Origin of the sequence: Mucilaginibacter sp. OAE612, assembly GCF_041806395.1 — a bacterium.
Taxonomy (GTDB): Bacteria; Bacteroidota; Bacteroidia; order Sphingobacteriales; family Sphingobacteriaceae; genus Mucilaginibacter; species Mucilaginibacter rubeus.
Map to the genome: position 1 here is coordinate 5,427,821 of NZ_JBGMUW010000001.1, position 12,254 is coordinate 5,440,074.

General features: G+C 42.7%; 10 protein-coding genes. 3 read left to right on the top strand and 7 right to left on the bottom strand.

Annotated features, from left to right (window positions below; translation table 11 throughout):
* Positions 1-68: 68 nt before the first annotated feature.
* From atpA to ABID99_RS22540, 7 genes are all read right to left on the bottom strand, one after another.
* The gene (gene atpA / locus ABID99_RS22510; protein WP_112653231.1) at positions 69-1,643 is read right to left on the bottom strand and encodes a F0F1 ATP synthase subunit alpha; all 1,575 of its coding nucleotides are present in this window, start codon (positions 1,641-1,643) and stop codon (positions 69-71) included.
* A 43-nt stretch (positions 1,644-1,686) separates the two neighbouring features.
* The gene (atpH, locus tag ABID99_RS22515) at positions 1,687-2,229 is read right to left on the bottom strand and encodes an ATP synthase F1 subunit delta (RefSeq protein ID WP_373615174.1); all 543 of its coding nucleotides are present in this window, start codon (positions 2,227-2,229) and stop codon (positions 1,687-1,689) included.
* A gap of 120 nt (positions 2,230-2,349) precedes the next feature.
* Entirely contained in the window at positions 2,350-2,841 is a 492-nt protein-coding gene (atpF, locus tag ABID99_RS22520; protein ID WP_176625293.1) for a F0F1 ATP synthase subunit B, read from the bottom strand.
* A 110-nt stretch (positions 2,842-2,951) separates the two neighbouring features.
* Positions 2,952-3,161, bottom strand: coding sequence for an ATP synthase F0 subunit C (atpE, locus tag ABID99_RS22525; protein WP_110585792.1), 210 nt, complete (start codon positions 3,159-3,161; stop codon positions 2,952-2,954).
* A gap of 47 nt (positions 3,162-3,208) precedes the next feature.
* A complete protein-coding gene (atpB, locus tag ABID99_RS22530) occupies positions 3,209-4,288 on the bottom strand; it encodes a F0F1 ATP synthase subunit A (protein WP_188834516.1) in 1,080 nt (359 codons plus the stop codon).
* 14 nt (positions 4,289-4,302) lie between these two features.
* Positions 4,303-4,689 (bottom strand): hypothetical protein, encoded by a 387-nt coding sequence (locus tag ABID99_RS22535; protein ID WP_188834517.1) that lies wholly within the window; start codon positions 4,687-4,689, stop codon positions 4,303-4,305.
* Positions 4,686-4,916: an AtpZ/AtpI family protein gene (locus ABID99_RS22540; RefSeq protein ID WP_188834518.1), complete on the bottom strand. Its 231-nt coding sequence runs from the start codon at positions 4,914-4,916 to the stop codon at positions 4,686-4,688. Before ABID99_RS22540 ends, ABID99_RS22535 begins: the two co-directional genes overlap by 4 nt.
* A 70-nt stretch (positions 4,917-4,986) precedes the next feature.
* Here ABID99_RS22540 and ABID99_RS22545 point away from each other — a divergent pair, with 70 nt between their 5' ends.
* The 3 genes from ABID99_RS22545 (at position 4,987) to uvrC (ending at position 12,227) form a co-directional block, all read left to right on the top strand.
* Complete coding sequence (locus tag ABID99_RS22545; protein WP_188834519.1) at positions 4,987-7,953, top strand: tetratricopeptide repeat protein; 2,967 nt, start codon at positions 4,987-4,989, stop codon at positions 7,951-7,953.
* Positions 7,954-7,956: 3 nt separating this feature from the next.
* Positions 7,957-10,221: a transglycosylase domain-containing protein gene (locus ABID99_RS22550; RefSeq protein WP_188834520.1), complete on the top strand. Its 2,265-nt coding sequence runs from the start codon at positions 7,957-7,959 to the stop codon at positions 10,219-10,221.
* A 182-nt stretch (positions 10,222-10,403) separates the two neighbouring features.
* The gene (gene uvrC, locus ABID99_RS22555; RefSeq protein WP_112653236.1) at positions 10,404-12,227 is read left to right on the top strand and encodes an excinuclease ABC subunit UvrC; all 1,824 of its coding nucleotides are present in this window, start codon (positions 10,404-10,406) and stop codon (positions 12,225-12,227) included.
* Positions 12,228-12,254: the final 27 nt, after the last annotated feature.

Genomic DNA, 12,254 nt, shown 5'->3' on the forward strand with positions numbered 1-12,254 from the left:
TATATAAAGATGTCAGATGTGGAAGAGACCAGTCTCATATCTCACATCTAACATCTCAAATCTAAAAATTAATACCTTGCTGACAATTCTTTAGCTACTGTTTCCAGTACGCCGGTAAGCTGGTCGTCAAATTTACCTGCTTTAAGGGCCGCTAAAACTTCAGGGTGACGAACTTCTAACTGATCGGTAAATTCGGTTTCGAACTCCCTTACTTTATTTACCGGTACGTTACGCATTAAGTTTTTAGTACCAAGGTAAATGATAGCAACTTGTTTTTCTACAGTTACCGGAGAGTACTGACCTTGTTTCAGTATCTCTACGTTACGGATACCTTTATCCAACACGTTTTTGGTTGAAGCATCAAGGTCAGATCCGAATTTTGAGAAAGCCTCAAGCTCACGGAACTGAGCCTGGTCAAGTTTCAAAGTACCGGCAACTTTCTTCATTGATTTGATCTGCGCGTTACCACCTACACGTGACACAGAGATACCTACGTTAATAGCCGGACGAACACCTGCGTTGAACAAGTTAGACTCCAGGAAGATCTGACCATCAGTGATAGAGATTACGTTGGTTGGGATATATGCAGATACGTCACCAGCTTGTGTTTCAATGATTGGAAGAGCTGTTAATGAACCACCACCTTTAACGATGCCTTTGATAGACTCAGGAAGGTCGTTCATTTGCTGCGCGATAGAATCATTTGAGTTGATTTTAGCGGCACGCTCTAATAAACGGCTGTGCAGGTAAAATACGTCACCCGGATAAGCCTCACGGCCCGGTGGACGACGTAACAACAATGAAACCTCACGGTAAGCAACAGCTTGTTTTGACAAGTCATCATAGATGATCAAAGCCGGACGGCCTGTATCACGGAAGTACTCGCCGATAGCTGCACCTGCAAACGGAGCAAAGAACTGCATGGTAGCAGAGTCTGAAGCGTTAGCAGCAACTACGATAGAGTAAGGCATAGCGCCGTTCTCTTCAAGCGTACGAACGATGTTAGCAACAGTTGATGCTTTTTGTCCGCAAGCTACATATATACAGATTACAGGTTTACCTGCATCATAAAATTCTTTTTGGTTGATGATGGTATCGATACAAACCGCAGTTTTACCTGTTTGACGATCACCGATAACCAACTCACGCTGGCCACGACCGATAGGGATCATCGCGTCGATAGCTTTGATACCGGTTTGTAATGGCTCGGTTACCGGCTGACGATAGATTACACCTGGCGCTTTACGCTCAAGCGGCATCTCGTAAGTTTGACCGGTGATTGGGCCTTTACCATCAATAGGGGCGCCTAAGGTATCAACAACACGGCCAAGCATGCCTTCGCCTACGTTGATTGATGCAATCCTGTTGGTACGTTTAACGGTATCACCTTCTTTAATATCGTCAGATTTACCTAACAATACCACACCCACGTTATCTTCTTCAAGGTTAAGTACGATGCCTTGCAATCCTGTGCCAAACTCAACCAACTCACCCGACTGTACTTTAGTTAATCCATAAACGCGTGCGATACCGTCACCCACCTGGAGTACAGTACCCACTTCTTCTAATTCAGATTCTGACTTGAAGCCGGCCAACTGCTGACGCAAAATTGCTGATACTTCGTCTGGTCTTACCTCTACCATTGTTTAAAATTTATTTAGAGTTTTACTTTTAATACTTAATTAACTATGCTTTTGCAGCAAATTCTTTTTTCATCTTCCTGAGGCTTGCAGCAATGCTGGTATCAACCTGCCTGTCGCCCACGTTAAGCACAAAACCGCCAATCAGTGACGGATCAATCTTAGTATACAACACTACAGTGCCACCAATAGCTTTTTGCAATTCATCTACCAGCGTCTTTTTATTGGCATCAGATAATGCTGTAGCTGATGTAACTTTAGCCTTAGTAATGTTCCTTTTAATATTGAAAAGGTTGATATACTCCTGGGCAGTAAAATACAAAACCTCGCCACGACCTTTATTTATCATTAGCTTAAAGAACATAATGCTGGCTTTATTTACCTTACCACCAAACACAGCTTCAAGAACATTGATCTTTTTAGCCTGTGAAATAATAGGGTTAGCCAAAACAGCGGCCAGTTCAGAACTTCCTTTTAAGGTATGTAAAAAAAGATCCATATCTGCCTTCACCGCATCAACAATGTTTTGTTCCTGCGCAAGGTCGATAAGTGATTTGGCGTATCTCGATGCTACTGTTATTTCTGACATTTCTTTCTAATTTCGGATTTCGAATTTTCGATTTCGGAATTTTTATATTCAATTTCGGAATTTAAACTGGTTAGCGAGTACCGGAATAAATCCGAAATCCCACATCCCAAATCCGAAATCTTATAACTTCACTTCTTTCAATAATTGGCTAACCAATTCGTCTTGTTGCTGCTGATCTTCAAATTGCTTGCGAAGGATCTTCTCAGCAATCTCTAAAGATAAAGTAGCTACCTGGTTTTTAACATCAGCCAAAGCGATAGCTTTTTGGTTGTTAATTTCAACACGGGCAAGCTCAATCATACGTGCACCTTCTTTGTGTGCAGCCTCTTTAGCATCAGATACGATCTGCTCTTTCGCTTTACGTGCTTCAGACAGGATCAGGTCGCGCTCGGCCCGGGCTTGTTTAATCAATGATTCGTTTTCATTGGTTAAACGGCTCATTTCCTCTTTGGCAGCTTCTGCTTTCAATAACGCATCTTCAATTGAACGCTCACGATCGCCAATGGCGGCCATGATCGGTTTCCAGGCAAATGCCCTCAGTAAAATAAGTAAGAATAAAAAGGTTACGGATGTCCATACAACCAAACCCCAATCAGGCATTACTAAATCCATCTTTTATATTATTGTTGTGACTATAGTTCTAATTAACATTATTCATTCAAGTAAAAACCGGTGTGTAACCAACCGTTACACCACCCGGTTTTTATTTTTTTCGGGTAAAATTATTTGTTACCCAAAAGTGCAACGATCACACCGAAAAGAGCAACACCTTCAACAAGTGCCGCAGCGATGATCATGGCAGTCTGAATTTTTGAAGCAGCTTCCGGCTGACGAGAAATACCTTCCATCGCTTTACCACCGATTTGACCGATACCAATACCAGCACCGATAACTGCTAAACCTGCACCTAATGCAGCAATACTTCCAACCATTGTTTTTAAATTTAAATGAATATAGTGTTATTATTAATTACAAATTATTAATGATGATGCTCTTCAACAGCGCTGCCAATAAACAACGCGGTAAGCATTGTAAAGATGAAGGCCTGTAAGAAAGCTACCAGCAACTCAAGCACATCGATAAACAAAGCGAAAGCTATTGATACCGGCGATACCCAAAGTGTCTGGAATATAAAGATTAATGAAATCAATGCCAATACGATAACGTGGCCCGCCATGATGTTTGCGAACAAACGCACCATTAACGCAAAAGGCTTTGAAATGATACCGGCAAGCTCAACTATCCACATGATAGGGTAAAGCCAAAACGGAACGTCAGGTGCAAAAATGTGTTTCCAATAGTATTTGTTACCATTAAAATTAACTACGATAAGGGTAATAACAGCAAGCACCATGGTTACCGCTATATTACCGGTAAGGTTTGAACCTCCGGGAAAAAACGGCACCATACCAATCAGGTTATTGATCAGGATAAAGAAGAACATGGTTAACAGCAACGGCATAAACTTGGCGTATTTGTAACCAATGTTTGGCAACGCAACCTCATCGCGGATAAACAGGATAAGCGGCTCCAGCAATGACTGTAAACCTTTAGGTGCTTTACCTACACGCTTTTTATATGAAGCGGCAACGCTAACAAATATGATGATCAGCAATATTACCGACATCCACATGGAAAACACGTTGCGGGTAATTGACAAATCAAAAATCTTTGCGGTTTCATCAACGGTTGTACCATCGGCGCCAACAACTTTAATTTTGTCTTTAATTAAAGCATAATTGTGGTATTTACCCTGGTGGGCTTTCTCACCATGCTCGAATTCAGAAGCCGAAAATACTTCCAGTCCGCCGTCTGTATAAAGTATAACAGGCAAACCAATAGCAACCTTACCACCTATGTGAAAATAGTGCGAATCGGCAATGTGTTCAAGAATGGCTTCATTAGGGTCAAATTTTTCCTTTTCTTTACTTTCAACAGTTGTTGATGACTCATTTTTTTCTTGTACAGCGTTAGCATTTAACGTTACAAATAGCGAAAAAACGCCTAAAATGATGCTTAAGGTAATTTTTTTTGAGTTCAAAATATGGCTAAAATCCATTAGCAGAGAGATTTTTACTTTAATTTTTGGTTGCGCAAGGTACGTAACAAACCGTAAATTTCAAAGGCGAGGTTAAAGAAATATACGTAAAAAAAATTAGCAACAAATATCACCCCATTTACTTTGATTTTAACTAAAAAAAACAGGCAAAAAAACATGCAGGTCAAAAGCTTGATCATGGTTGCCCCAAGGAAGGTTTGAGCATATATTTCCTTGTTAATTTTGGTTACCATCAATATGGAAACAATGGTGATAAATGTGAGCCCGGTTACAAAAGCATATATCATCCAGAAATGAGGATCGAGCCAGGCGGCATGGGTTGATTTGCTTAACAGTAATGGCGGCACAGCCATGATAACCGCAAACAGCAGGAATGATAAAATAACAGTGCGCAGTTTCAATTTTTAACAGATCTGATAACGATAAACAAAGCAATGAATACCCCGATAAGGGCAAGTATGGCAGTCGCCCATTTTACATGATGTTTGCCGGCTTCATCAATTTTATAACCGGCAAATGTAAAAATGCCGATGATAACCACCATCTGAAAACCGATGCTGCTGTATTTAGCATAAGCGCTTAAAGGCTTGCCTACCTCATCTTCGTTATTTTGTTCATTTTCGGACATGCGCAAATTTATTAAACCTATTGCATAATCTTTAGTATTTTAGCAATGCTTTTTTAACTACCATATAGCATTGAAGCGATTATCATCATCCTATAAACCAAACACCAGCATTTTTTTTCTGTTTGCAGTTGTATTGATAGCGGCCGGTTGCTCGCTTGAAAAACAAAGCGGGTTTAACCGCACCGTGCAAAACCTCACTGCCCACTACAACATATTATTTAATGCTAACGAAATTTTAAGGCTCAAGCAGGAAAGCTATGCAGCATCCTTTCCCGATGCTTATAGCGAGCTATTAAATGTATATCCCGATACCACCGTACAAACAGGTACACCTGATAAGGACCTGGAAGAAGCTATTGTAAAAGCCAACAAGATCATCAGCATTAAAGAGCAGAGCCATTATTTAGGTGATGCCTATTTGGTGTTGGGAAAAGCAAGATATTTAGAAGCTAATTATTTTGATGCGGTAGAATACTTCAACTACGTAACCCGTTCGTTCGGCAAGCAAGCTAATTTAAAACAGGAGGCTTTGGTATGGAAAGCCCGCGGGCTTATGTACCTTAACCAGTTACCTTTAGCTAAACTGGTAATTGATTCGGCCATACAGGATATCAACCCTAAAAAAAATATTACTGCTGATGTTTACGCCACCAAGCTGCAATATGATATCTTAACCCAAAACTATGCCGAAGCCGAAGAGATGGCTAAACTGGCCATTAAATACAGTTATGTCAGCAATCTCAAACTCCGCTGGATATTTATCCTGGGCCAATTACAGGAACTCAACCTCAAGCCGGCCGATGCCTATGAAAGCTATACCCGCATAGTTAAAAGCAACGCCAGTTTTGAAATGGCATTTAATGCTAACCTTAACAGGATCCGCATCCGCGACAATCAAAACGGTGTTAAAGCCAGTAAGATCGATCTGCTACGTGCCCTGCTTAAGAATGAAGACAATACCGATTTTTACGACCAGATCTATTACCAGATTGGTGAACAACAGTTCAAAGCCGGCGAAATCGACAACGCCCTGAAAAGTTACAAGAAATCGGTGCGGGTTAGCACCAAAAATCAAAACCAAAAAGGGCTTTCGTATTTACGTATTGCCGATATCAACTTTAAAAACAAGGCCGATTACGTAAGTGCCAGGCTTTATTATGACAGTACGCTCAATAACCTGTCGATAAATTACCCGGGATACCGGATCATCCGCAAAAAGGCCGATAACCTGCAGATCCTTACCCGCCTGCTTGAAACCATCTCGCGCGAGGATACCCTGCAAATGCTTGCTGCTTTGGATGATAAAACCCGCGATGCCCGTATAGATGAAATGGTAGCCCGCAAAACACGTCAGCAGCAACAGGCCGCTTTGGAAGCCACCGGTGCCGCTGCCAATGTCAATAACGGCACTATGCCAAATACCTTCGACAGGAACAGTAATTCACCTTCCTCCAATAAAAACAGCGGTAGTACATTTTACTTTTACAACAACAGCGCCGTAAGCCAGGGCTATAACGACTTTAAGCGTTTATGGGGCAACCGAAAGCTTGAAGATAACTGGCGCCGCAGCCGGCGTTCAAATACTGGTATTCCTACAGCCAATACCGGCATTGGCTCACAGGTTAATGATCCGGATGCTCCGGTTGGTAGCGTAGCGTACAATAGCACAAATGTATCGGCCGGTACTTTCAGGCAGGACTTGGTTAAAAACCTGCCTCTCACCCCTGCCCTTTTGCAGCAATCCAATTTCAAGATCTACAACGCTTATTTTGAAATGGCCAATTTTTATCGTGATGTATTGGAAGATAAAAAGGAAGCCATTGCCACTTACGAAACTTTGCTTAGCCGCTTTCCTCAAAGCAGCGATAAACCTTCTATCTATTATAACCTTTACAGACTTTATGCCGATATCGATGCGACAAAATCAAACGATTACAAGAACAGGCTGCTTAAAGAGTATCCGGAAAGTGTATTTGCTAAAGTAATTCTCGATCCGGATTATGCACGCAAGCTGGCAGATGTAGATGCTGTATTTAACGGCTTTTATAACGAAGTGTACGATCAGTATGCTCAAAAGCAATACGCAAAAGTGATTGAGAAAGCAAATGATTTGCTTAACAAATATCCTGACAACCGGTATGCAGCGCAGTTATACTATCTGAAAGCTATTGCTGCCGGGCATATGGAAAAGTTGCCGCCATTTCAGGCCGATCTGCAGTTAATCGCCGCAACATATCCGCAGGATAAGCTCATCGCCCCACTGGTAAACCAACACCTGGCCTATATCGATTCGAACAAGGTCGAAATAGCTGCGCGTCCGGTGGTATTATTTAATGATGATCCTAACGAGGTCCCTTTTACCCCACCGGTAGCATATCAAAAACAAACAGAATACCGTCCGCCATATACCCCATCGGCACAAAATGTAACTCCCCAGGAGCGCCTGCCCGAACGGGACACGCATATAATAGCCGGGGCTAAAACATCGGCACCACAAATTCAGCAGGCTGCAATTCAACAACCAAAACAACTTGCCGTAGGCCAGATCCCTTTACCGCAACACCAAATGCCGGATACTTCAAGGGATATAGCCACGCAGCCGGCACCTAAACAAAAAGATACTGTGGCTACGGTTCACCCGGCCGCCATTAACAATACACCAGCGGTAAACTACATATTCAGCAAGCGCGACAGCAGCAACTATTACTTTGTGATAAATGTATCCAGTGGTACAACTAATCTGGCTTCTACACGTTTTGGAGTAGGGCAGTTTAACCGTACACGATACACCCGTAGCGAAGTAATCCACCACGTTAAAAGCGTTGGCGAAAATAACCAGCTGATATACGTTGGCCGTTTTTACAGCCTTGCCGATGCTAAAGATTATGCACGTACCATTGTACCTCTGCTACCCGATATTATGAAGGTTCCAAAGGATAAATACAGCATTTTTATCATTACCAAAGAAAATCTGGATAAATTAGCAACCCAAAGTATATTGGATAGTTATTTTGACTACTATCAGAAATTTTATTAGAAAATGAGAACCACTAACACAAGGTTTAACTCGAAAAATCAACTCCAGCCTGCAGATATAAGAAGATACAACTGGTACATATGGCGAATTGTGCTTGGCCTTTTTGCTTTTGTTGTTATGATGATAACACTCACTATTTTTGATGTGTTTGGTCAGCTGCCTTCGTTCCGCGACCTGGAAAACCCCAAGAGCAACCAGGCTACAGAGATCATTTCGTCCGACAAACAGATATTGGGGACTTACTATATTCAAAACCGTTCCAACGTTACTTACCGCGAACTGTCACCAAACGTAATTAACGCTTTGGTTGCTACCGAAGATAAACGATTTTATGACCATTCAGGTATTGATTTTGGCCGAAGCTTTACCATTTTCGCGCATTTGCTCATTGGGCAAAAGCAGGGCGGCAGTACCATAACACAACAGCTGGCGCTTAACCTTTTTTCAGAACGATCTGCCAATCCATTTAAGCGGATTATTCAAAAACTACAGGAGTGGGTTACAGCTGTTAAGCTTGAACGTCATTACACCAAAGAAGAGATCCTCACCATGTACCTCAACACGGTCGACTTTGGTGCTTATAACACTTATGGCATCAAATCGGCCGCGCGCACTTATTTTAACACTACGCCAGATAAACTAACACCCGATCAGGCTGCCCTGTTAATAGGCATGGTTAACGGCCCCGGCATTTATTCGCCTATCCGCCACCCGGATAACGCGCTTAAAAGGCGTAACCTGGTGCTAAACCGTATGGCCGAACAAAATTACCTGAGCGAAGGCCAGGTTGAAGAATATAAACGCAAGCCACTTGGCCTTGATTTTCACCAGAACAATCATTTTGACGGACTGGCTCCTTACTTCCGTTCGGTATTGAAGAAAGAGCTTCAAAAGATCTTTAAAGAACAGAATATTAACCGCCCTGATGGCACCCCTTACGATCTTGACCGCGACGGCTTAAAAATATATACCACCATTGATGCCACCATGCAGCAATATGCGGAGGATGCGCAGCGTGATTATATGAAAGATTTGCAGGCACAGTTCAATGACCACTGGCGCGGCCGTAACCTTTACAAAAGCATCCACAACTTCAAATTTTTGCTTGACCAGGGCATGCAAAAATCTGACAGGTACAAACAACTGAAACAACAGGAAAAATCTGACGAGGAAATTGAAGAAAACTTCAAGACCAAAACCATGCTTAACCTGTTTACCTGGCACGGCAATATCGATACCATGATGAGGCCAATTGACAGTATTATCTACTGTAAAATGCTTTTGCGTAATGCTCTCATGAGTATGGATCCCACAACCGGCTATGTTAAGGCATGGGTTGGCGGCACCAACTTTGAACATTTTAAATACGACCAGGTAAAGAATGGCACCCGCCAGGTAGGTTCAACAGCCAAACCATTTACTTATGCTGTGGCTATCGACAACGGCTACTCTCCATGTATGAAAATCAATAACGTGCCTGATACTATCCGTGGTTATGGCGCGCCGTGGTGCCCGCGCTCGTCGCCATCCGAAACTTTGCCGGGCTTTATTACTTTAAGGCAGGCACTGGCGCACTCACAAAACTGGGTTACGGCCCACGTTATGGGCGAGGTTAAACCAGAACCTGTTGTTGATCTGATCAAAAAGATGGGTATTACAACCAATGTTCCGCCTTATCCTTCAATTTGCCTGGGTACGTTTGATGCTTCTGTGTTTGAGATGACCGCCGCTTACTCCGCTTTTGCCAACCACGGCCTGTGGACAGAGCCTACTTATATTTTACGCATTGAAGATAAAAACGGCAACGTATTGTATACCCATACTCCGCGCGTGGTGCAAGCCATGAACCCGCAAACGGCTTATGTGATGACCTATATGCTTAAAGGTGTTATTGAAGATGGTACCGGTTCAAGGTTAACCTATAAATACGGGTTACGCAACCCAATAGGTGGTAAAACCGGTACAACCCAAAACAATTCAGACGGTTGGTTTATAGGTATAACTCCACAGTTGGTTACCGGCTTATGGACAGGTTGTGAAGATCGTGACATCGCCTTCCAGAGCACCCGTTTGGGCGAAGGTGCCAACAGTGCCCTGCCGATATTTGCCATGTATATGAAAAAGGTATACGCCAATGCAGCCTTAGGTATTAAAAAGAATGTTGATTTTGATGCTCCTGCAAACGGTGTAAGCATCATATTGGATTGCGGAGCCTATAACCAGCAGCAGCAGGGAACTACTGAGGTGGATAAGAAATTGGGATTTTAATTATTTTTGTTCGGGTAATCCCCATCGTCATTGTCAATTTAAAATATGTCATTGCGAGCGATAGCGTGGCAATCGCGAACTAAGCAGGTCGGCCCTGTATAGCATGCGATTGCTTCGTCGTTCCTCCTCGCAATGACATATTTTAGATTAGTAATGACATTTTCATTAAAACCAATAATTCAGTGAGTGAGAAATTTGATTATAGGGCAGCTTTAAAAAACATTCCTCACAAACCCGGGGTTTACCAATACTGGGATAGTGAGCAGGAACTGATATATATTGGTAAGGCCAAGGACCTGCGCAATCGGGTTGGGTCGTACTTTAACCAGGATATTCATATCAATGCCAAAACACGGGTACTGGTATCCAAAATCCGTGCTATAACTTTTACTATCGTTGACACCGAGGTTGATGCCTGGCTGCTGGAAAACAGCATGATCAAGAAGCATCAGCCTCGCTACAACGTCATGCTTAAGGATGATAAAACCTATCCATGGATCATCATTAAAAACGAAAATTACCCACGCATCTTCTGGACCCGCCGTATAATCAAAGACGGCTCCAAATACCTTGGCCCTTATGCATCGATAAGCATGATGCATAACATTTTAGGGCTTATTAAGGAAACTTATCCTCTACGTACCTGCAACCTGCAGCTTACCCGCGAAAATATTGATAAGGGCAAGTTTAAAGTTTGTTTGGAATACCAATTGGGTAATTGCAAAGGCCCCTGCCAAAACTATCAAACCGAAGAAGACTATGATAACAGCATCGAAGAAATTAAGGATATTCTGAACGGGAAGATTGGTGCAGTTCTTCGTCGCTTAAAAAATGAGATGGAAGCGGCTGCTATGGAAATGAATTTTGAGCTGGCCCACCGGCTTAAACGTAAGTTTGAACTCCTTGAAAACTACCAAAGCAAATCAACCGTTGTTAACTCATCTATAACCGACGTGGATGTGTTCAGCATTGCGTCAGAGGAAAAACTGGCATTCGTAAACTTCCTGAAGGTGATGAATGGTACCATCATCCAAACACAAACCATCGAACTAAAAAAGCGACTGGATGAAAGTGACGAAGAGTTGCTTACACTGGCCATATCCGAGTTCAGGAGCCGTTATAACAGCGACAGCAAGGAAATCATCGTACCGTTTGATATCGATCTTGAGGACCATCCAAACATCAAATTCACGGTACCAAAACTGGGCGAAAAACGCAAATTGCTTGACCTTTCGCAAAAGAATGTACAGTTCTTTAAGAAGGAAAAGATTGACCAGTACGAGAAACTGAACCCCGAGATCCGCACCGAACGGTTGCTCACGCAGATGATGAAAGATCTGCGCATGAACCAGCTGCCACGCCATATTGAATGTTTCGATAACTCTAACTTCCAGGGCAAATACCCGGTATCGGCCATTGTAGTGTTCAAGGATGGAAAGCCCTCCAAAAAAGATTACCGGCATTTTAACGTAAAAACCGTTGAAGGTCCTAACGACTTTGCCACTATGGAAGAAGCTGTACACCGCCGTTACCGCCGCATGCTGGATGAAGGAACAGAATTACCGCAGCTGATCGTGATTGATGGAGGTAAGGGCCAGTTATCATCGGCCATGCATAGCCTTAAGTTATTGGGTATAGATAAAAAGGTAACCGTGATAGGCATTGCCAAACGCCTGGAGGAGCTTTATTATCCCAACGATCAGTACCCCATGTATCTCGACAAAAAATCGGAAACACTTAAAGTGATCCAGCACCTGCGTGATGAGGCACACCGTTTTGGGATCACCTTCCACCGTAAAAAGCGCGATAAGGGCACATTGGTAACAGAACTTGAGCTGATAGAGGGCATAGGCAAAACCACAGCCGAAAAGCTGCTTAAATACTTTAAATCGGTAAAGAAGATTCGCGAAGCTAACGAGGAAATGCTACTCGAAGTAGTAAATCTTAAACAGGCCAAAGCCATATTGACGTATTTTAATACAGGAGCAGAAATTAAGCAAGGATAGCCCCCAGATTACTACGCCTAAAATAAC